Below are 21,508 nucleotides of genomic sequence, written 5' to 3' on the forward strand. Positions count from 1 at the left end.
CTCTAACCGTTCACTGTACCAGCGAAACTTGGCTTGAAATATGAACTGATTGATTGAATCTGAACATTTTCACCAGGTTCTGGCGCGGCAACAAACTGATTATTACCGATATAAATTGCCACGTGGTAAGTCGCACCCTTAGACCCCCAAAATAAGAGATCACCAGGAACTGCATGACTAACAGAGTGGGTAGAAACGTGAGCTTCTTGTGCCACCGTATTGTGTGGCAAAGAAACTCCAACTGTATGGGCATAAACGTAACTTGTAAACCCTGAACAGTCCATTCCTTTAAGGGAAGAACCACCCCAGACATACGGAATCTTTTCCGAAGCTAATTTAACCGCATAACTGGTTACAGACGTCACTGGCGCACCAGCAGCATCAGCTTTAACCGTCTTCTTAGCCTTAGGTGTTGTGTTGATTGATTGCTTCTTAGTGGTTGTTGCAGTTGCTGCCTTAGTGTTAGTAGAACTTGCCACACTTTTAACCGTGGTGGTAGCGCTCGTCTTTGCTTTGGCTGCAGTCCCCTTAACCTTTAATCTTTGACCAGTATAAATCGTGTCACCGTTCAAATGATTTAAAGACCGTAGCCGATTAACAGTTATCCCATATTTTGCACTGATTTTATTCAGCGTATCCCCCGACTTAACTTTGTATGTAGAGGCTGTGGCTGTTGTCTTGACTGGTGAAGTAGCAGCATTTGCTTTCGTAGTAACTTGTGTATTTGACTTCGGTGTCTTAACTGTTGTCTGTTTAGCAGATGTATGAGTTGTTTTAGCTGATGCTGATGAAGAACCTAAAACAATTTTTTGACCTGCAAAAATCATATCTTTGTTTAAATGGTTGGTTTTCTCAATTGAACTAACTGACACACCGTACCTGTTAGCTAGCTTCCAAACTGTGTCCCCAGATTTAACTGTAACAGTTTTAGCGCTGGCTTGAAGTGGCCCGGCAAACATAAAACCCGCAACTCCAATAACACCAGCAGTGATGACTTTGGTTGTCGTGTGTTGTTTTCCCAAATCAGATCACTCCTCCTAATTAACTTTCTTGTCCTTGTGAATGCGCTTTACAGAAATTACATGTTCATATTAACACACTTTCTAAATAATCAGCAAAAAAGTTTAAGATTTTCTTGCGATAAGCAATTATGAAAGCGTAACTTATGTCCAATGATAACTGATTTAACGCTGTTTATAAGGCTTTGTAACATACAAAAAAACTAGTTGCTATTTTCATGAATGTTAGCAACTAGTTAGTATTTTTATGATTATTCGATTACTTTTTGCTTAATAAACGCACTGAATTTAGAATAAATTACTAAAGAAATCAACAATTGACTGCCAAATTCTACTTAAAGTTCCCATCATGCCACTGGTATCTGCATTGCTGGCAAAATCCTTTAACTGCGCCATCTTGTTACCTACCGAATTACTAATGTTATTTGCAACTTGTTTTGCATTGTCAACGTAACTCGAAGTCCCTGAAACGGGTGCTTTTTGAACGTTACCCAACGCGATGACAATGTTATTGATCACGGTAGTTGAGGTTTGAGACTGAATGCCTTGCTTTGCTAATGCATCATCGAGCATCTGCTTAATCTGGTCTTGAGTAGCGTACTGATTATCTTTTTGTCGCTGTTTGGCCAGATCAGAGGATACGCTACCCACTGCAGCCATTAACTTGCCCGGATACTTTTTATCATCCTTATTTTGATTGATTGCTGGCTGCGTTGCATCCATAATGCCGTTAGCAGCCTGCGTGTTTTGTTGGTTCAATGTCAAGCCGTCCGCTGCCAAAGCTTTATAAACACCAGTTAAAGCTGATTCTCCGGAAACTGTTTTATCAGCAGTCACCGTGATAATGACATCTTTAACACCGGCCATAGTAGCCACCATCGCATACTGCTGTGAAGTTACTTGTGTAATATTGTTCTGACCATTGTAATCCGCAATATTCACCTTAACGCCAGTACCGGGATCAGCTGGAGCCAGCGATACTGAACTGATCATACTGGCATCACTGGTACCTGCAGAATTAATGTACGTGCCATAATCCGAACCGGTGACCGTGAGACTTTGATAATTAGACTGAACGTCTAACGCTTTTGAAACAGCGTCCTTATCCTCAGAGGCCAATCCCGAACCATAAACAACATATGGTTTTGATAATGCCTTCGTTTGAACCGCCTGTCCAGATGACGCATTAGTTGATTCTGAACTTGACGTCGCGTCGTTAGCAGTATCTGCCAACGCACTCACTGGCATACTTGCACCCAATAATAGTAACAGCGCACCGCTAATTAAACTGATACGAACTGCTTTTTTCATAATGAAATCCTCATTTCATATAGGTTAAGTTAAGTGTATCACGACAAATAAAAGGGCTAAACACCTAGTTAGCCCTTTTAATGAATTCATAATGAGTGGTAAATCAGCTGACCAATCTTAGCCATTAAGGTGATTGCCACTAGTCGATCCGTAAATCCTTGCGTTAACACGGCAACATCAATCACATGCCCGTTCTTTACAAAGCGTGCCACATCATGATCGATATTTGGCCCTTCACCCGTTTTATTGTAGATGGCAACATCCTCAGCAGTTTCATCCATCGTTAAAGGTAACTTCCCGCGAAACTGCTGGTTTAAGAACCAACCGTGTACTTGAGGATAATGCTGCATCAACTCCCTGAAGAGTCTTAGACTATCAAACGCTGAAATCAGATTTTCACGACCCGTTTTTTTTGCCTCTGTATCCATTAGCCGTCGTTGTAAACTGGTCCCGTCGTAATGATTAGCATCAAGCCATTGATTAATTGCAGTCATGGATAAATGATCAATCATCACGTTTGCGGCATAATTATCAGAATCAGCAATCATCAATCCTAAGAGATCTTTGATTGGCCACTCTTCTGGTGTCAGTAACTGCAGTACACCCGCGCCACCAACTTTTGGCGTTCTAGAAACGTTAATCATTTGATTTAAATCCTCATTTTGGGCAAGTTGAGTTGCTAAAACACCAAGTTTGATCAAAGAAGCTGCCGGAAATTGTCGGTGCTCCTGATAGCTAAAAACTAGGTTATCTGTATTATACATACAAATTGAAACTTGATTTTTGTAGGGTGCAATTAGCTCGTTAAGACCTGTTTCTAAGTTCATTGCCAATACCTTCTTGCTGCCACAAATTCTGGTGCATATCGCATTTCAGTTAATTTAGCAATGTCCACTTGTTTACCAGGTGTCCGCGACTGAATCATCTGACCGTCACCAATGTACATACCAACGTGGTGTACGAATCCTTTACCATGTTCATAAGCAAAAAACAGTAAATCACCCGGTTGCAAATTTTCTGGTTCAACCGATTGCCCATTATTACGCTGATCATCCGCATCTCTAGGAATAGCAATTCCCAATACACGGTGTAGGGTATACATAAATCCTGAGCAGTCAAAACCATACGGTGAAATGCCAGCCCAAAGATATCGAAGCCCTAAAAATTGTCGAGCCATGCTGACCATTTTCTCACCAGCAGTTTTGCCCTCAGCATTCACAGCAATACTGTCAGCTGCTACGTAACCTTCTCCCAAGGGCGTCACTACACGTAGTAAATTCCCCTCAGTGCCCAACTGAGTTAATTCGGTTCCCATAACTATCTCAAAAACCGGGTTCTGTTGTTCATCATACAGTGTTGTGAATGGTACAGCGACACAAAGATGAGTATTTGCTTCTGGATACGCCACTGTCGAAGACGATAGCAGTTTACTCGGCAGCCAACCAATATAGCCCCTGTCATCCGCATCATCAGCCTGGGTTGTCAGGTAAACTTTAGCCCATTCACCCTCAACGCTGTCCACAATCACTTCATCATTAAAAACGGCCTGGGTTTCTAGCCGTTTAGAGTCACACAAATCAATGGTCTGCTCAGTCGTCATGGCAGCGACCCACTGTTTGGTTTCACCATTTAGCGCTAACTGATCAATATCTCGTGGCGCTTTTGGACTGGTCCATAGCGTTGCCACGGGCACAATAACACGTCTTTTTTCCATCCGCTCACCCCACTTACTTTGTTTGAAATTCAATCCCTAAACCGACATCGGTAGGAATCGTAATGACTGCACCATCATGCGTAATTCCGCCAGTTGTCGGTTGGGTCTTAAACATCATGGCAGCATCTAAATCGTAGTATTGAATATTGGCCTTAGCAGCTGCCATGGCCGCAGCTGCCGTTACAGAAACCTGCGACTCGATCATACTGCCGACCATGCAAGGAACCCCAAAAGCTTCTGAAATCGCATTAATCTTCAAGGCGTTATCAATACCGCCCGCCTTCATCAACTTGAGATTAATAATATCACAACCGTCCATTTTTAGTAGCCTTAACGCATCCTTAACAGAAAAGATACTCTCATCGGCCATGATTGGTGTATCAGTATGCGCGGTTACATACGCCATGCCTTCAAAATCGTCTGCAGGAACGGGCTGTTCCACTAATTCAATGTCCAAGCCTTCCTGCGCCATTTGATTAATCATTTTAGCCGCCTGTTTTTTATGCCAGCCCTGATTAGCATCCAATCGGATTTTAACGTTGGGACCCACCGCTTGCCGAATGGCACGAACCTGTTTTAAGTCCTCAAAAGGTGACTGACTGCCAACTTTAACTTTTAAGGTATCAAACCCCTCAGTAATTAGCTGTTTGGCATGGCCGACCATTTCTGCAGCGGTACCAACGCTCACCGTGTAATCCGTTGAAATCGTCTGACGGTAGCCTCCCAACCACTCTGACAAAGAAACGCCATAATGTTTAGCCAGCAAATCGTTAACCGCAATATTCACTGCAGCTTTAGGACTGTGATTGCCCACCAGCGCAGTATCAATGATTTGTTTAACCCGTTCAGGCTGATTTAACGACGCTCCAATCAACTTCGGTGCGATCACCTGTTCCACAGCAAATTTAATACTTGCGGAAGTGTCACCAGTAATGGGCGCAGTCGGCGCAGCTTCCCCTAGACCAGTAAACCCATCAGAGTCGGTCAGTCGTACAATTAAACTGCTAGCTGTTGTTACTGTTCGCAAAGCCGTTTTAAACGGTGATTTTAGCGGTACAGCAATCGGAAATGTTTCAATTTTTTTAATGGTTAATGACATCGCAAAGTCTCCCAATTTTTTAAATTATTAATCGTGTTGTTTACGCCACAATCAGCTGAGGTTTAAATCATTCGGGTCAAACCGAAACCGTTTTTTATTATAAGTTAGCTTTCCAGCCACTTCTAACTTAGTCACAACCTGACCGGCAGTTTCACGAGTCGTCCCACTCAATCGCGCTAATTCAATTAAGGTGATTGGATAAGGAATCAACACATCCCCTTCAGGCGTTTTCTCGCCCATATCGGTGCCAAAAATACGTAGTACCTGCACCACTCTACTGGTAGCACTAGACGTCACTAATTTTTGCAGTCGATTCTCCATTTGATTGAGTAACTGGCTCATTTGGCTAATCACTTGCCTTGTTACCAGAGGGTTCAGGGCAATGATGGCTTCAAACGTTGCCATAGGAACTGAGGCAATGGTGATTGGCGTTAGCGCAGTTGCCGTATACGGATAGTCTTCATCGGTATATAACCCGCGGTATGGAAATCCCTTGGTTGCCTTAACGTAATTAATGAAGGAAAAATTACCCGTTTCATCCTGCCTCTCCAACCGGACAACGCCTTTAATCACAAAATAAAAACGTTGTCGCAAATCACCGTGATCAAATAGTACCTGACCCTTTGGAAATGTTTTGACCATTAAATCATGAGTCAATTTCGTAAATTCTTCTGGTGTAAAATCACGAAAATCAGGTAGTTGACGTAAATAATGGCGATATGTATCTTCCGAGTGCAGCATGAAGCAGACCCCTTTCTTATCTGGCTATTATTATACGCCAAATGATTTGAAATTTAAGTTTGATTTTCAAAAGTAAAAGACAGACCGAATTTTCATTCAGTCTGTCTTTTACTAGGCACTTACATTTCTCTAGACACTTGACTCCGCGTTGACAGTTGAAACAATCGTCCCTGAGCCATTTTCAATAAACTTGCCAAGATTACTTAGTGAAGTGATGACAGCTTGTCCCTCTGGGCGGTGAGTCACAAATTCAATTGCTGCTTCCACCTTTGGCAACATACTACCGGCGGCAAACTGCCCTTCAGCAATATACTGCTGTAACTCATCTACCGAAATTGCATTCAGTTGCTGTTGATCTGGCGTGTTGAAATTCACGTAAACATGATCTACAGCAGTTAAAATAATCAGTTGATCAGCACCTACCCGCTCAGCTAGTTTCTCTGAAGCAAAATCTTTATCGATCACGGCTTCACAGCCAACTAGCTCATGGCCATGACGAACCACTGGAATACCGCCGCCACCAGCCGCTATTGGGATTACACCAGCGTTAACTAAGTGGTTTACTGCACCTGCCTCAACCACATCGATTGGTCGTGGCGAAGGGACTACTCGCCGATAGCCACGACCAGCATCTTCCACAAAATGGAACTGGGGATTGGCAGACTGGATGGTAGTGATTTCTTCGTGATTATAAAACGGGCCAATGGGCTTCGTCGGTGTTTCAAAAGCCGGGTCATTTTCATCCACAACAACTTGGGTGACCACGGTTGCAACGTCCACCTCTAACCCAAGTGCAGTCAGTTCTGCTGCCATTGCATTTTGCAGCCAATAACCAATACTGCCCTGTGTCATGGCTACCGCCGTATCTAATGGCATTTCTGGATTATCTGGTGTACTTCCCGCTGCTTGCTGCAACAAGATGTTACCCACCTGCGGACCGTTACCGTGAGAAATGATCAATGAGTCACCTTGCTGAATAAATTTAACGAGGTACCTAGCAGTTTCTCTTAGAGCGCGTTGTTGCGCTGCCGCACTCGCATCATTTGCTAAAATCGCATTTCCGCCCAGTGCAACCACAATTTTGCGTGCTGTCATGGGAAATCATCCTTTCTACCAAGTTGTCTGTTGAATAAACAAAAAGGGCGCTTTGTAAAACACCACCTTGTGTTTTGCTCAAGCCCCCTAAAAGCAATCTTCAATTATACAGATGGAATAAATAAGTTACCTAACGTTGCGGCCATCATCGCTTTAATGGAATGCATCCGGTTTTCAGCTTCTTCAAACTGACGTGCATACTTGCTACGGAAGACTTCATCCGTAATTTCCATTTCGGTTAAGCCGTATTTTTCTTCAATTTCTTTACCATAATCGGTAGTCGTATCATGGAAGGCTGGCAGGCAGTGCATCACGATCAGTTGATCATCTGGTGTCCCCGTCTTCTTTAAAGCTGCCATATTCACTTGATAGGGTTGTAGCAGGTTGATCCGCTCTTGCCAGTTATTCTCACCCATGGATACCCAAACGTCGGTATAAACGATATTTGAGCCCTTCATACCTTCATCCAAATCATCCGTAATCAGTAATTTAGCCCCTGAGTCCTTAGCAAAACCGTTAGCTAAATCTTGAATCTCCTGTGCTGGATATAATTCTTTTGGCGCTACGATGTGAATGTTCACACCAAGAATGGCACCGGTAACGAGCAGGGAGTTAGCAACGTTATTCCGGCCATCACCCATAAATGTCAGTGTCAGGCCCTTCAAATGACCAAAGTTTTCCTTTACAGTCATGAAATCGGCCAACATTTGAGTTGGATGCCATTCATCCGTTAAACCATTCCAAACGGGAACGCCAGCATATTCAGCTAAATCTTCAACGACTTTTTGGCTGAAACCACGGAATTCAATGCCATCAAACATACTGCCAAGTACCTTAGCCGTATCTTCAACTGATTCTTTCTTACCCAATTGGATATCGTTAGCACCTAAAAATTCTGGGTGAGCCCCAAGATCGATTGCCGCAGTGGTAAACGCGGAACGTGTCCGTGTTGAAGTCTTCTCAAACAGTAACGCCACGTTTTTACCTTCGAGGTAATGATGCGGTACTCCCGCTTTCTTGAGGGCTTTTAAATGCAGTCCAAAGTCAATCAAATAGTTTAATTCATCAGCACTAAAATCTTTTTCGGCCAACACTGACCGTCCTTGAAAAACACTCTTTTTAAAGTCTGTCATGATCATAGCTCCTTTTTTGGTTAGAGATCTTCTCGTACCAGCGGCATACTCATGCATCTTGGACCACCACGTCCCCTTGAAAGTTCACTGGAAAGAACTTCCAGAACCTTGAGTCCATGTTCACGCAGCACCTGATTTGATACGTAGTTTCTATTATAGGTGACTACAACGCCTGGTGCAATCGCTAACGTATTAGATCCATCATTCCACTGTTCACGGTCCGCAATCAACGGATCACCGCCACCAGTTGGAATTAAATCAATATCATCAAGTCCAAGCACGTCCTTTAAGACTTGCTTTAAATCTAAGTGATGATCCACGTGTAACTCGCCATCTCGATCTTCGGTAACGATCCAGCTGTCGATTTGACCGCCCTCACCCAAAATACCTGGATGAACGGTAAATTGGTCGTGATTGATCATCGTAAAGACCGTGTCTAAATGCATCATCGCATGGTTATGAGGAATTCGAATCGCCAATACTTTTTCAAAGCCGCTCTTCTTTTCGAATAACCTACGAGCGATGTCTTCAATGGCACCAGCTGAAGTCCGTTCTGAGACACCGATTGCAATCACAGTGTCACTAAGGACTAATTCATCGCCACCTTCGATTCGACCAGGTTGATCACGGTCACGCCAAACGTGCAGCCCTTGATCAGCAAACCTCGGGTGATGATCGATAATGATTTCCATAAAGAGCGATTCACGCTGCCTTGCTGGGAAGGTCATGTGGTTAATGCTCAGACCATCACCAATTGATGCAGCTGGATCCCGAGTGAAATACAAGTTAGGCATCGGGTCCAAGAAGAAAGGATAGTCTTGTTCTTCCGCTGCACTCACTAAATCTTGCGGTACGAAATCTAATTCGTTTTTCCGCACACCGGCCATGATCTTAACAACCATTTCAGTGGTCGTCATGCTTAATAAATACTCTTCTAAAGCATGGTGGATCATTCCAGCTGCATAGCCGGATTCGGTCAGCATTTTATCCAGAAAATGAGTTTTTAATTCGGCACCGCCAGCGTCTAAAGCTTCCACAACTAATTTTTCGAGATATAGAACTTCAACGCCATTATCTCTCAATGTATCTGCAAAGTTATCGTGTTCTTTTTGAGCAATGGGTAGGTAAGGAATGTCATCGAATAAGAGCCTTGGCATCATTTCGGGTGTAAAGTTTTCAACTTCGGCACCCGGCCTTTTTAACATTACAACGTCAAGCTTGCCGATTTCCGATGTTACATGAATTGGTTTTGTCATGGTAGTTACCTCCTATCTCTTTTGGACACCTTAATCATATGATGAATCAGCAGTCGTTTCACCGATGATTTCACAGTTGGAATGCCAAGGATTTCACACTTTTAAACCGTTGTGATTATTTAGACAAAAATATGCAGAAATTCAATGTATTTAAGCTTTGTTTGCTTAAATATACACTAGTTTCTGCATATTATTAGAAAATTAAAATTAAATTAAATATTTTTTCGCATTACTATTTGCTTTAGATAAAGGGATATTCGCAGTTTTATCGTTTTTAATTCATATTTGTTTCACATTTTTATTGTATATCTGAATGAATCATTTTCACACTGTCACGAACAATCAGTTCTAATGGCAACTGCTTATCCTGATGGGCTAACCTAGGATTATTGAGTCGCTCAATCAATAGATCTGTGGCAACTTGTCCCATCTCAAAGGCTGGCTGATGAATCGATGTTAGCTTGGGGGTAATAAAGTTAGCGAGATCGATATCATCATAGCCCATGATTGACAGATCGTCCGGAATTTTTAATCCCCGTTCTTGAACGCCACGATATAATCCAATCGCCATTTCATCGTTAATCGAGAAAACTGCCGTTGCATTTTTAGCGAGAACGTCTGCCGTAGCCTGATACCCGCCCAACTTGGTCATGGAAGATTGAATAACCATGTCATCCGACAGGGTTAACCGATACTTCGCCATTCCTGCTCTAAAACCCGCAATTCGCTGCTGAATATTATGGGTAATGTTTTCGCCAACAAGTAACGCAATTCGACGGTGACCCCTCGACAGCAAATAATTTGCAGCCATCTGACCACCTTTATAGTCATCAACCCAAACACGATCGCCAATCTGAGCGTCGTTTTGATCAAACAGTAAATAGGGAATCCCGTTTCGTGTCAAAATTCGATCAATGTCGTTAGCATCTAAAGTTGCGCTGGCAATAATCAACCCATTAGCTGCTCGTTTGATCAATTCTTCAATATACATACTTTGTAACTTCTGATTTTGATTGGCATCAAAAATAATCGGTACAAAATGATGTAATTGTGCCGCCTGTTGAATTCCCTTAATGAACATACTAAAAAAGGGATTAGCTAAGTTGGGAACTAAAACACCAATTGTTTGAGTAGAACCCATAATCAAATTACGGGCATTATAGTCAGGCACATACCCCATTTTTTTTTGCAGTTTAAGTACGCGGTCCTTAGTATCACTGCTAAATCGTTCGCCCTTACCATTTAAAATTTGCGAAACAGTCGTTACTGATACGCCTGCAGCTTCGGCTAAATCCCTAATTGTCACTTTTTGCGCCACGATTTCCTCCTCATTGCAATCTGGTTGGATTGAAGCATCCCTCGCTTACTCAGATTGTCACGGTAACACTATGTACTAAATCCCCCATTTCAAATTGGTTTGGAATGAGGGGTAAATGATGCAATTAACCTTTAATGATTGAATCAATTTTTGCCAATTCATCAGCCGAAAAACGAATGTTTTGTACGGCTTTTAAGTTATCTTCCAAGTGAGAGACCTTTGACGCACCAGTGACAACGCTCACCACTACAGGATCCTTCAATAACCAGGCTAACGCCATCTGAGCCATTGTTTGATCCCGATTCTTGGCAATTTCGTTCAACTGATTTAGCTTCTCTGCTAACTTTGCCCGGCCCTGATCCATCACTTCTGTACTGCTCCAGTGAATCTGGAATTCTTCAGGAATACCACCTAAATATCGGTTAGTCAGCAATCCTTCAGCTAAAGGACCATACGCAACCATACCAAGATTATTTTCCTTCAAAGTGTCTAAAACACCGTCGTCTTCAACTTCTCGATTAAGCATGTTGTACGATAATTGATTAACGACAAATGGTGTGTGTAATTCCTTAAAGGTTTTCATAATCGCTTTCGTTTGCGCATCGTTATAGTTTGAAATACCAATGTAAAGCGCCTTACCAGACCGAACGATGCTGTCTAATGCTTCAGCAGTTTCGGCTGGATCCGTGTTAGGGTCAAACCGGTGACTGTAAAAAACGTCCACGTAGTCCAAGCCCATTCGTTTCAAACTACCATCAATGGCGTTGATCAGCGTCTTGCGAGAACTCATCTCACCGTACGGCCCTGGCCACATGTGAAAGCCGGCTTTCGTCGTAATCACCAGTTCATCACGGTAAGGCTTCAAATTAGCCTGGTAAACTTGGCCAAATAAGCGTTCAGCAGCTCCTGATCCAGGGCCATAGTTGTAGGCCAAATCAAAACTAAAAATACCACTGTCAAATGCTTTTAAAATAATCTTTTCACTGTCAGAATAATTGGCTTCATCACCAAAACTGTGCCACATGCCAAATGACACGGCGGGTAACTGTAACCCTTTATTCCCAGCACGACGAACGGGCATCCGGCCGTCGTAACGATTTTCATCCGCTGCATACATCATAATGATTCTCCTTCTCTCGTGATTGGTACATATCAATTTTAAAAGGAGAATGACACCCGGTCAAGTGGAAAAGGATGTGAATATGTTAGCAACGTCGGCATTTTGCCTTTAATTATTTAAGACTGCAAACTAAGCTTCACGGCATCACTGACGTGGCCGCCAGCTTGTTTCAATAGTGCCTTGGCTTCAGCAATCGTTCCCTTGGTTTCAATCAGTAAAATAGCCAAAGGAACGTTGTTATCTGCACGGTCCAATGCCCTCTCAGCGGCTAAAGTCGAGGTTTGAGTAGCAGCTGCGATAATCCGTTTAGCCCGCCGATTCGTTTTTTCGTTAGTGGGTACCACATTAATCATAAGGTTTTGATAAACCTTACCTGACCGGATCATGATACCGCTAGAAACCATGTTTAACACCATCTTTTGAGAAGTCCCGGCTTTCATGAGGGTTGCACCAGTAATCACTTCCGGTCCTACGATTGGACAAATTGCAACGTCGGCATTCTTCTCTAGAGGGCTGTCAGTCACACAAGCTACCGCGATAGCTAAAGCACCAACTTGTTTTGCATAGTGCAACGCCGCTACCGTGTACGGCGTCGCACCACTAGCGGCAATACCGATCACGATATCTTTTTTATTTAAGTTGACCTTTTGCAAATCAACTTCAGCTGATTCAGCTGAGTCTTCCACCCCTTCCAACGTATGGAACATGGCTTCTGGCCCACCAGCAATGATGCCAAAAGTTTGGGACTCTTCCAGTCCGTACGTTGGTCTTAATTCAGTGGCATCCAGTACACCGAGTCGCCCAGATGTCCCTGCACCGATATAGATCAACCGGCCACCTGCATCAAAACGTTTCGTCGCTAAATTAATGGCCTCCGAGATTTGTGGCAACTGTTTTTGAACTGACCGTGCAACGCGCTGATCCTCACGGTTAATAATCTCCACCATATCATCAGTATCAACCTGATCAATATGAGTAGAGTGGCGATTACGCTGCTCGGTTAGTAAATCTTCAAAATTCATTTCAAATCCTCCATTTTCATAAACCACCCCTGATTTGGAAAGAGGCCATTTTTATTTGTTATCGCTTTCATCCCTTACTAACAGGTATATCATGTTTCAATGAAAATTTCAATTCAATTTAAAGATGAAGAAGATATTTTCAGCTTTCATTGAAAATTTTTAGTTTAGTAAGGAAGTTAATTTGAAAGCCTTACACAGTTCAAAGAGATCTTGGAACACAAATAAGCGTCATCCCAATAACTGGGACAACGCCTGTTCGTGTAACCATTTAAAATTAATTATTTAGTGATATAAATATCCTTCAAACCTCGACTCATCCCGGCTGGATTCCAAACGTAACCGTGAACGTTTGGCCGCCATAGCTCTGTTGTGGATGGCTGATACAATGGAATGACCCCTTGATCCTTCATCAGAACCTTTTCAGCGCCAACTAGGTCTTCATATCGGCGTTGCTGATCATTAGCATCCGTTGTTTGAGAAGCATCAATCAATTTGTCGAATTCACTGTTGGACCATTTGCCATTGTTTGTCGGATTATTGGATTCCTGTAAACTCAAGAAATTAATTGGGTCTGCAAAATCAGCACCCCACATCGACACAACTAAGTCAAAATTACCGTTTGAAGAACGTGCTAAACGATTCTTGTAAGGCACATTATCAATGTTGACTGTCAGGCCTGGCAGTTTCTGGAATTGATCTTGGAGATATTGCGTCGTGGTTTTCGCCTGGTCGGTATCATCGCTCAATAATGTCAAAGTCAGCTTCTTTTCGCCCACTTCTTTCATCCCTTGAGCCCAAAGTTTCTTGGCATTACTTGAATCATAAGTAACGCCGGATTTAACGTAGGCATCCGTTGCGAAGTCCGCCTTAGTCTTGGGATTGCGACTGAGATTAGTCGACACAAACCCCTTAGGTGCAGTGGAACCATCGCGCAAGACCTTAGTTGCTAACGCCTGTTTATTCACGATTTGAGAAAGTGCTTGGCGAATTTTAACGTTTCTCAACGCTTTATTGCGCTTTTGATTCATCTGCAGATACATCATTGAGCCGCCTTCAAACTTCTGGAAGCCCTTATTACTCTGATAATTAGCTACTTGAGTTCCTGACAACGGTGTCACATCAAGCTTATTTTGATTATATAAGTTTAATCCCGTGCTTGGGCTCTTCACTACTTGGTACTTGATCTGACTCAAATGAACGTGCTTTTTATCCCAATAATTAGGATTTTTCTTCAAATCCCACGTATTATTCGTCCCGTTCCAACCGGCCACTTTAAATGGCCCGTTGTTAGACACATCCTGACTATTATTGCCATATTGTTTACCATATTTTTCAACGGCTGACTGCTCTTCAGGGAAAAACGTTGGGAACGCTAGCAGCAACTTAAAGTAAGGTACCGGCCGGCTTAGTGTCACAACCAGCTTATCCTTACTTGGTGCAGCGACCCCTAACGTATTGGGGCTCATCTTCCCCTTTTGAATGGCACTAAAATTTTTAATGCCATCAAACAAATAACTGTAATTGGCCGCCGTCTTTGGATCAGCGGTTCTACGCCAGGAATAAACAAAGTCCTGTGCTGTTACGGGTTTGCCATCACTCCACTTATCGTCTGAACGAAGATTGAAGGTGTAAGTCAAACCATCCTTTGAAACTTGGGTTTTAGTTGCCAAGGCATTCTCAATTTTTGAATGCTGCCCTAATCGATATAACCCTTCGTTTGTTGCATACAAAGCCGTCAAACTCACTGATTCTGATGCAGCAGAGTTATCCAGTGTTGAGATGGTATCTGTGGTACTAAGATTTAAAACCTGCTTATCAGCCATTTGCTGACTACTACCGTTACTAGATTTGGATTGACCGCAAGCCACTAGCGTAAACGCTAAAGCAATACTGCCGATACCCACTAGGATTTTTTTGAAAGTCATACTATTTTGCTCTCCATCTCTAATTGAAATTGTTTCAGGCCCAAAAATACTATCTGAACGATGATTTTATCCAGATAGTATCTTTGAGTGACATTTAATAATGAACTAACTTCTAACGAATAAACAACTGGCCAACACTTTGTTCGGAATAGATCCGTCGAATAGCTTGACCCATTAGATTACCAACTGAAATGATTTCTAGTTTATCAAACTGCTTAGACTCAGGCATTTGAATCGAATCGGTTACAATCACTTTCTTCAGTGGTGAATTTTTCATTTGTGTCACCGCATTCTTACTAAATACTGGATGGGTGGCAACAGCATATACGTCTTTTGCACCAGCGTTTTTCAAGGTTTGTGCCGAAATAGATATCCGCACAGCTGTATCAATAATGTCATCTACCAAAATGGCGTTCTTTCCATCAACGGAACCAATCACAGCATCTGCAGAAGTCGTTGACTTATCAGGATCCCGATTATCAATAATTGCTAATGGTGTCTGCAAAAGATCCGCCATCCGTCGTGCCTTTGAAACCCCTGCATGATCAGGTGAAACCACTACCAGATTATCCGTCAAACCATGGTCAATAAAATAACCTGCTAATAACGGTGTTGCTTCCAAGTGATCCATCGGAATATCAAAGAAGCCTTGCAACTGCGCAGCATGCAGGTCAAGGGTCACTACCCGATCAACACCATCATCTTCCAATAACGATGCAATCAGTTTAGCCGTGATGGGTTCGCGAGACCGTGCTTTACGATCGGCACGAGAATACCCGTAGTAGGGGATAACAACCGTAATGGAATGTGCACTGGCACGACGAACAGCATCCACCATAATCATTAATTCCATCAACATGGTATTAACGGGATCTGAAACTGATTGAATCAAGAAAATGTCATCGCCACGAATACTTTCATCCACCGTAATCGCAATTTCACCATCACTAAAATGCTTAATTGTTGCCTTTCCCAGTTCGACTCCAGCAGCTGCAGCAATTTTTTCTGCAAGTGGTCGGTTTGAATTTAACGCAAACATCTTCAATGGATGTTTAGTTTCACTTTGATTTGACATGTTTTTCCTCCACGATTCGTATTATCGACAAAACTACTTAACCAAATAGTACACTATCACTATTTGTTAGTAAACGATTTTGGCGTGACTTTTCCCATTCCAATCATTGGATCGATTTGCCCGCTGCTAACCAATGACATGGTTAAGATACCATCGTTTAAAAGCTTCGATTCATCTTCCACTGCTGATGACTCCGCTTCAGGCGCCAACGTCTTTTTGACTGGTTGCTCCTGAGACTTTGGCTGACTCTCTTTTGGCGCATCTCGTTGTTCTACAACCGATGCCTGAACTTCGCTGATGGTAACCGTCAGCCGATCCACTAGCGCCGTATTTCGATTAACAGATTGCCGCTTAACACTTTGTTCAAAGGCCGACTGTTCTCCCAGTAGAATCAAAGTTGATTTCGCTCGGGTAATCGCCGTATATAACAGATTACGTTGCAACATCCGTGAATATTGCATGACCATGGGTAGAATCACCATTTTGAATTGACTGCCTTGTGCCTTATGAATCGACGTACAGTAAGCTAAAGTCAGTTTATCCCATTCATTGCGTGGATAAGTCACTTCCGTTTGGTCAAAGGCCACGGTGAGCTTATCGACCTTATCCGAATTACCCTTGGCTTTAGCAAAAGTAATCCCAACAATTGAACCAATATCACCGTTAAAAACGTTATTTTCTGGACTGTTGACTAGGTGCAGCACCTTGTCGCCAATGCGAAACTTTTCACGGCGGAATTCAACTTCTTTTTTGCGAGTGTCACTCAACGGATTCATAATATCTTGAATAATGGTATTTAACCGTGTTACGCCTGCTGGGCCACGATACATTGGCGCCAATACTTGAAAATCATCCGCAGAAAAGCCGCGTTCTTTAGCTTTACCCACAATTTGTTCGATAACTGAAGGCATCTGATAAGCGTTACAACGAATAAACGATCGGTCAGCCTTATTTTGCGTAAAATCAGCTGGCAACCTTCCCATTTTAACCTCGTGAGCTAAGGGAATAATCGACGAATCATCGTCTTGCCGGTAAATCGTGCTCAACTCCATGGCCTTAATGCGATGACTACTCAGCAAATCAAAGAATACCTGTCCTGGACCAACTGATGGTAGCTGATCCTTATCGCCGACCAAAACCACCTGCATTGAATCCGGAATGGCCCGAAGCAGTGTCCGAAACAAGTAAATATCGACCATGGACATTTCATCTACGATCAATAGGGAACCTTCCAAGTCTTTAGCAGTCACATCATCGTTATTCTCACGGCCTGTAAGCCCTAATAATCGGTGAATCGTGCTGGCTGGCAACCCTGTTGTTTCACTCATGCGCTTAGCTGCCCGTCCGGTTGGAGCTGCAAGTAAGATTGGGAAAGGCTTATCCTTATACTGATTAATGTCTAATGATAGCTCATGTAACTTAGCATATAAATTGACAATACCGTTGATAATCGTGGTTTTCCCCGTTCCGGGACCACCGGTTAACAAGAAAACATGGGACTGAATCGCTGATAAAATTGCCGATTCTTGGGAGTCATCGTAGCTGATTCCCAGATTCCGTTCGACTACGCGAATTTGTTTTTCAATGACATCGTCATCAAAAGTGGTCAAGTCAGAAGCCTGCAAAATTCGGTTAAGGTGCTCAGCTGCTTGCCATTCGGCATCGTAAAGCCCCTTTAAAAAGATGCGGTCTCCTTCACCAACCACTTTTTTGGCTTTACCTAACTCAATGAGCTGATCCGCAATAAGCTGAGGATCAATCGATTCATTGCGACTTTCCTGGAGAAGTCGAATCGTACCGTTAAGGAGCGGTTCAGCACTTGTAAACGTGTTGCCATCAGACATAGCAAGCTCACCCAAGGTTTGCAGTAACCCAGCCTGAATCCGTTGGGGTGATTGGGTACCAATCCCAAGTTGTTCAGCAATCTGATCGGCACGTTTGAAACTCACACCATTGATATCCTCGACTAATTGGTAAGGATTTTCCTGAATCACCTGTAAAGTTTTTTCCTTATACCGTTCAAAAATAGCACTAGCCAGCCGACTGCCGAATCCATAGCCATTAAGACCAATAATAATTTGTTCAACCCCATTATTGCTGGATAGATTATCAATTAAAGTCTGCTTTACCTCCGTTTTCAAATTAAGCGGATCTAACACAGACGGATCCTGATTAATCTGATCAATGGCGGTCAACCCAAGTAGTGCAACAATCTTTTCAGCGGTTTTCTTCCCTAAGCCTGGAAAGTCATCTCCTGAAAGATATTGGATAATGCCTTCTTTGGTGGTCGGTGCCTCGTTTTGGTAATTATCAGCTTGAAATTGCTGCCCGTACTTGGGATGGTCAACTAACTTACCAAAGAAACGATACGGCATTTCCTCAGCAACCTCAGCAAAATTACCGGTCACCACGATTTCATCACCGTGCCAGTTCAGGTTAGTAGCTGATACCTTTACCAAGAGTACTTTATAAAAACTGTCCGGACTTTCAAAAAAGGTCGCTGCCACTGTGCCAACAATGTAGGACTGCTGTGGCTGTTGCTCTGCATCAAACAAATTTATATTTTCATTCGCCATTCAGTCCACCCCACTTTCAGCTTACTGCTTTGATTGGTCATCTTTCTTCTTAGTTAACACGGCTTGAATATCAGCCAACCGCGACTGACCATTTTCATAATACTTAGGGTCTAGCTGCTTGGCTTGCTCAAAGTATTCCGTCGCGTCCTCACCCATTACAACGGCGGCAATGCCCCGGTCGAACTGCGCGTGGCCATTCTTGGGATCGCTTGCCAGAGTTTTGTCATAGTACTTAGCGGCATCCTTAAAACTACCCACTGCTAGTAGATTATCCGCAATTAACTGGTTAACTTGTGGATCCTGCTGATGATTCTCCGCAGCTGTCAATGCGAATACCAGCGCTGTTTTATGGTCATTATTCCCCATATAACTCTGTGCCAGCATTAAATAAGCATCGCTTTTAAGTTTACTATCTTTAACCTTATTAAACTGTTCAATCGCCTTTTGGTATTCACCGGCTTCATAATAGACGTTTCCTAAGCCATACGTTAACGTATCCTTAGCAGCACGACTCTTATCAGCGAATAATCCCAACGCTTTCATCATGAGTTCCTCGGCTTGAGCATAACTCTTAAGGTTGACTAATAACGCCCCAAGATCGTAGTAAGTATGGTAGTTGTCCGGGTCGTCATCAATTTCTTGGATCAATCGATGTAATAACTGTTCTGATTCTTTTTGTTTTGCATCTCGCTCTGCTTTTTTTTGAGCAGCTTCTGTTTGGTTATTCGTTTCGGTCATAGTGTCGCCTCTCTAAATGGTGTCTGTTGCATCAAGTTTGCGTTTCAAATAATCGGTTTTATTCCAGGCAACTAACTGATAGTGTGCACCAGAATCATGTGTTTCTAAAATAGTCGTTGACGTGTTACTTAATCCGCCACGGTCTCGTAAATGCGCCAGTGGTGTCCCCAATAAGGCATTGATCTCAGCATTAAGTGCGGCACCGTGACTCACTATCAGCACGTTTTGCTCATCGTTAGGATAATTCTTAACGATTGTTTGAATTGCGGGTGTCATCCGATCAATGAGTTCTTGGAAACTTTCACCGCCAATTTCAACTGGTCGATATTCAGCCGGCGCATTACGAAAAGCATCAAATTCTTCAGGAAAACGCGCCTGAGCTTCCTTGAATAACATGCCTTCCATTTTACCCAGATGGAACTCTTCTAACCGGCTCAGTAAACTCAGCGCTGGCCGACCCGGTAGATACTGACGCACCGTCCTAGCTGTGTCCCGTGCCCGTTTAATTGGACTGGCGTAAACATGAGCAAATTTAAACTGTTTTAAGTAAGCCCCTGCTTGTTTAATCTCGTCATAACTTTCCGGTAAGAGTGGTGAATCACCACCAGCACCCTGATAACGTGATTCAAGGTTCCACTCGGTTTTACCATGTCGTAAAAAAAATAATCTCAATGTTCTTCCCTCTCAACTGATGATGGTAAAAAAATAAATCAGTACTATTATGACAGGTTAACTCAAAAAAACCAACCCAAGTTCAGCGAAGAACTCAAGCTGGTTCGATAATTATTTAAACGTATTGAAGTTGACGACTCTTGCTATAAGCTGCGTCAATAATGGCGCTTCCCAAGCATTCTTGACCATCGTAAAAGACGACGGCTTGGCCTGGGGTAATTGCCCGAACAGGATCATCAAACTCTACCGTGACCTTCTGACGATCATCAGAAAGGTGAACGGTCACGCCGGTATCAACCTGACGATAACGGAACTTAGCAGTTGCCCGGAAATCCTGACCGCGATCAATATTGTTGACCCAGTGGATATCTGAGGCATCAAGGTGAGTGGCGTAAAGGTGCTCATTATGATAACCCTTACCGACGTAAAGAATATTCTTCTTTAAATCTTTACCGATAACAAACCATGGCTCGTTATCCTCACCGTCACCACCAATACCAAGACCACGTCGCTGACCAATCGTATAGTACATCAAGCCAGCGTGCTCGCCCTTGACTTCACCGTCAACCGTCATCATTTTACCAGGTGTTGCTGGTAGGTAGTGACCAAGGAAGGACTTGAAGTTTTTCTCACCAATGAAACAGATCCCAACGGAATCTTTCTTGTGAGCAGTAGCCAGACCAGCTTCTTCAGCAATTCGCCGAACTTCTGGTTTAGTAATATCCCCGATTGGGAACATGACACGATCCAGCTGTTCAGTGGAAAGTTGACTGAGGAAGTAAGTCTGATCCTTGTTCGTGTCTACCGAACGCATCAAGTGCATATGACCGTCTGCATCGCGGTTTAACTGAGCATAGTGTCCAGTTGCGATATAGTCAGCACCAAGATCCAAAGCGTAGTCTAAAAACGCCTTAAACTTGATTTCCTTATTACAGATCACATCAGGATTAGGAGTCCGGCCCTTCTTGTACTCATCTAAGAAATAAGTAAAGACCCGGTCCCAATACTCCTTTTCAAAGTTAACAGAGTAGTAAGGAATACCAATTTTGGCAGCAACTTTAGCCACGTCTTTGTAGTCTTCAGTAGCTGTGCAGACGCCGTTTTCGTCAGTGTCGTCCCAGTTTTTCATGAACACACCAACAACGTCATAGCCCTGCTGCTTTAGGCGCAGTGCGACAACTGACGAGTCAACCCCGCCACTCATGCCGACAACCACACGTGTTTGGCTGTTGTCTTGCATAAAATCACCATCACTTCATAACAGATTCTGGAGAATCCACGAGTTGAAGGTCGCAAAAATCCAGTATAAATGATAATACACGCCAATCACTGCTATTGCAAGCGTTTAGTCCTTCGCTGGCACGATGATTTCACGTTCTGCTAGGTTTTCCATGATGTAATGGAACTGTTCGAGAAATGCGTCCTTACGTTCCATCTTGAAGATGTTAACCTCTCGTAGACCATTACCTGCCAAGGCAGCCATTTTAAAGCCACTTAAATCAGGGTTAACCGTGACTTTTAATTCAACAGTCGCACTATAGGGAGAAGTTGGATCTAAGGACCGCTTCAACGTAAAACTGCCGTTTTTGCTCTCAACGAAACCCACGTCTCTGAGTGAAAACTTCTTGATGCCGTCACTAATTGTATAAGCTTGGTCATCACCCTGTAATTTAGATGTTCGATTAAATGCCATC

The 21,508-nt window shown here is 43.1% G+C and carries 19 protein-coding genes; all 19 read right to left on the bottom strand.

The window, feature by feature from the left end; all coding sequences use genetic code 11:
* Positions 1 to 2: 2 nt before the first annotated feature.
* Positions 3 to 1,022 (bottom strand): C40 family peptidase, encoded by a 1,020-nt coding sequence (locus CES82_RS07740; protein ID WP_098825102.1) that lies wholly within the window; start codon positions 1,020 to 1,022, stop codon positions 3 to 5.
* 285 nt (positions 1,023 to 1,307) lie between these two features.
* Positions 1,308 to 2,330 carry a DUF1002 domain-containing protein gene (locus CES82_RS07745; RefSeq protein ID WP_098825103.1) on the bottom strand — a complete coding sequence of 341 codons (1,023 nt, stop codon included), beginning with the start codon at positions 2,328 to 2,330 and terminating at the stop codon, positions 1,308 to 1,310.
* Positions 2,331 to 2,416: 86 nt separating this feature from the next.
* Positions 2,417 to 3,157 (bottom strand): serine hydrolase, encoded by a 741-nt coding sequence (locus CES82_RS07750; protein ID WP_098825105.1) that lies wholly within the window; start codon positions 3,155 to 3,157, stop codon positions 2,417 to 2,419.
* Positions 3,154 to 4,044 (bottom strand): C40 family peptidase, encoded by an 891-nt coding sequence (locus CES82_RS07755; protein WP_098825107.1) that lies wholly within the window; start codon positions 4,042 to 4,044, stop codon positions 3,154 to 3,156. Before CES82_RS07755 ends, CES82_RS07750 begins: the two co-directional genes overlap by 4 nt.
* A gap of 13 nt (positions 4,045 to 4,057) precedes the next feature.
* On the bottom strand, positions 4,058 to 5,143 hold the full coding sequence (locus CES82_RS07760) for a mandelate racemase/muconate lactonizing enzyme family protein (RefSeq protein ID WP_098825109.1): 1,086 nt from the start codon (positions 5,141 to 5,143) through the stop codon (positions 4,058 to 4,060).
* A gap of 51 nt (positions 5,144 to 5,194) precedes the next feature.
* Positions 5,195 to 5,884: a Crp/Fnr family transcriptional regulator gene (locus CES82_RS07765; RefSeq protein ID WP_098825110.1), complete on the bottom strand. Its 690-nt coding sequence runs from the start codon at positions 5,882 to 5,884 to the stop codon at positions 5,195 to 5,197.
* A 129-nt stretch (positions 5,885 to 6,013) separates the two neighbouring features.
* Positions 6,014 to 6,979, bottom strand: coding sequence for a carbamate kinase (arcC, locus tag CES82_RS07770; RefSeq protein ID WP_098825112.1), 966 nt, complete (start codon positions 6,977 to 6,979; stop codon positions 6,014 to 6,016).
* Between the two features lie 104 nt (positions 6,980 to 7,083).
* Entirely contained in the window at positions 7,084 to 8,112 is a 1,029-nt protein-coding gene (argF, locus tag CES82_RS07775) for an ornithine carbamoyltransferase (RefSeq protein ID WP_439959054.1), read from the bottom strand.
* Positions 8,113 to 8,132: 20 nt separating this feature from the next.
* Positions 8,133 to 9,368, bottom strand: a complete 1,236-nt coding sequence (gene arcA / locus CES82_RS07780) for an arginine deiminase (RefSeq protein ID WP_098825116.1) — start codon at positions 9,366 to 9,368, stop codon at positions 8,133 to 8,135.
* Positions 9,369 to 9,666: 298 nt separating this feature from the next.
* The gene (gene rbsR / locus CES82_RS07785; RefSeq protein ID WP_098825118.1) at positions 9,667 to 10,686 is read right to left on the bottom strand and encodes a ribose utilization transcriptional repressor RbsR; all 1,020 of its coding nucleotides are present in this window, start codon (positions 10,684 to 10,686) and stop codon (positions 9,667 to 9,669) included.
* 124 nt (positions 10,687 to 10,810) lie between these two features.
* On the bottom strand, positions 10,811 to 11,803 hold the full coding sequence (locus CES82_RS07790) for an aldo/keto reductase (RefSeq protein ID WP_098825120.1): 993 nt from the start codon (positions 11,801 to 11,803) through the stop codon (positions 10,811 to 10,813).
* Positions 11,804 to 11,922: 119 nt separating this feature from the next.
* Entirely contained in the window at positions 11,923 to 12,828 is a 906-nt protein-coding gene (murQ, locus tag CES82_RS07795) for an N-acetylmuramic acid 6-phosphate etherase (RefSeq protein WP_098825121.1), read from the bottom strand.
* Between the two features lie 278 nt (positions 12,829 to 13,106).
* Positions 13,107 to 14,753 carry a peptide ABC transporter substrate-binding protein gene (locus CES82_RS07800; RefSeq protein WP_098825123.1) on the bottom strand — a complete coding sequence of 549 codons (1,647 nt, stop codon included), beginning with the start codon at positions 14,751 to 14,753 and terminating at the stop codon, positions 13,107 to 13,109.
* Between the two features lie 112 nt (positions 14,754 to 14,865).
* The gene (locus CES82_RS07805; RefSeq protein ID WP_098825125.1) at positions 14,866 to 15,828 is read right to left on the bottom strand and encodes a ribose-phosphate diphosphokinase; all 963 of its coding nucleotides are present in this window, start codon (positions 15,826 to 15,828) and stop codon (positions 14,866 to 14,868) included.
* 59 nt (positions 15,829 to 15,887) lie between these two features.
* Entirely contained in the window at positions 15,888 to 18,404 is a 2,517-nt protein-coding gene (gene recD2 / locus CES82_RS07810) for an SF1B family DNA helicase RecD2 (protein WP_098825127.1), read from the bottom strand.
* A 21-nt stretch (positions 18,405 to 18,425) separates the two neighbouring features.
* Positions 18,426 to 19,142: a tetratricopeptide repeat protein gene (locus CES82_RS07815; RefSeq protein WP_098825129.1), complete on the bottom strand. Its 717-nt coding sequence runs from the start codon at positions 19,140 to 19,142 to the stop codon at positions 18,426 to 18,428.
* Positions 19,143 to 19,154: 12 nt separating this feature from the next.
* A complete protein-coding gene (locus tag CES82_RS07820; protein WP_098825131.1) occupies positions 19,155 to 19,814 on the bottom strand; it encodes a histidine phosphatase family protein in 660 nt (219 codons plus the stop codon).
* A 115-nt stretch (positions 19,815 to 19,929) separates the two neighbouring features.
* Positions 19,930 to 21,054, bottom strand: coding sequence for a tRNA 2-thiouridine(34) synthase MnmA (mnmA, locus tag CES82_RS07825; protein WP_098825133.1), 1,125 nt, complete (start codon positions 21,052 to 21,054; stop codon positions 19,930 to 19,932).
* Between the two features lie 105 nt (positions 21,055 to 21,159).
* A complete protein-coding gene (locus CES82_RS07830; RefSeq protein WP_098825135.1) occupies positions 21,160 to 21,507 on the bottom strand; it encodes a DUF1831 domain-containing protein in 348 nt (115 codons plus the stop codon).
* Position 21,508 lies beyond the last annotated feature (1 nt).

The organism is Secundilactobacillus silagincola (genome assembly GCF_002583405.1).
Lineage (GTDB): Bacteria > Bacillota > Bacilli > Lactobacillales > Lactobacillaceae > Secundilactobacillus > Secundilactobacillus silagincola.

Bases quoted from the DNA above. Each gene is read 5' to 3' on its own strand.
- CES82_RS07750 (WP_098825105.1), bottom strand. From the start codon at position 3,157: ATGAACTTAGAAACAGGTCTTAACGAGCTAATTGCACCCTACAAAAAT.
- CES82_RS07765 (WP_098825110.1), bottom strand. From the start codon at position 5,884: ATGCTGCACTCGGAAGATACATATCGCCATTATTTACGTCAACTACCT.
- CES82_RS07800 (WP_098825123.1), bottom strand. From the start codon at position 14,753: ATGACTTTCAAAAAAATCCTAGTGGGTATCGGCAGTATTGCTTTAGCG.
- CES82_RS07745 (WP_098825103.1), bottom strand. From the start codon at position 2,330: ATGAAAAAAGCAGTTCGTATCAGTTTAATTAGCGGTGCGCTGTTACTA.
- CES82_RS07760 (WP_098825109.1), bottom strand. From the start codon at position 5,143: ATGTCATTAACCATTAAAAAAATTGAAACATTTCCGATTGCTGTACCG.
- CES82_RS07790 (WP_098825120.1), bottom strand. From the start codon at position 11,803: ATGTATGCAGCGGATGAAAATCGTTACGACGGCCGGATGCCCGTTCGT.
- arcC (WP_098825112.1), bottom strand. From the start codon at position 6,979: ATGACAGCACGCAAAATTGTGGTTGCACTGGGCGGAAATGCGATTTTA.
- mnmA (WP_098825133.1), bottom strand. From the start codon at position 21,054: ATGCAAGACAACAGCCAAACACGTGTGGTTGTCGGCATGAGTGGCGGG.
- argF (WP_439959054.1), bottom strand. From the start codon at position 8,112: ATGACAGACTTTAAAAAGAGTGTTTTTCAAGGACGGTCAGTGTTGGCC.
- CES82_RS07815 (WP_098825129.1), bottom strand. From the start codon at position 19,142: ATGACCGAAACGAATAACCAAACAGAAGCTGCTCAAAAAAAAGCAGAG.
- murQ (WP_098825121.1), bottom strand. From the start codon at position 12,828: ATGAATTTTGAAGATTTACTAACCGAGCAGCGTAATCGCCACTCTACT.
- CES82_RS07805 (WP_098825125.1), bottom strand. From the start codon at position 15,828: ATGTCAAATCAAAGTGAAACTAAACATCCATTGAAGATGTTTGCGTTA.
- CES82_RS07830 (WP_098825135.1), bottom strand. From the start codon at position 21,507: ATGGCATTTAATCGAACATCTAAATTACAGGGTGATGACCAAGCTTAT.
- recD2 (WP_098825127.1), bottom strand. From the start codon at position 18,404: ATGGCGAATGAAAATATAAATTTGTTTGATGCAGAGCAACAGCCACAG.
- arcA (WP_098825116.1), bottom strand. From the start codon at position 9,368: ATGACAAAACCAATTCATGTAACATCGGAAATCGGCAAGCTTGACGTT.
- CES82_RS07755 (WP_098825107.1), bottom strand. From the start codon at position 4,044: ATGGAAAAAAGACGTGTTATTGTGCCCGTGGCAACGCTATGGACCAGT.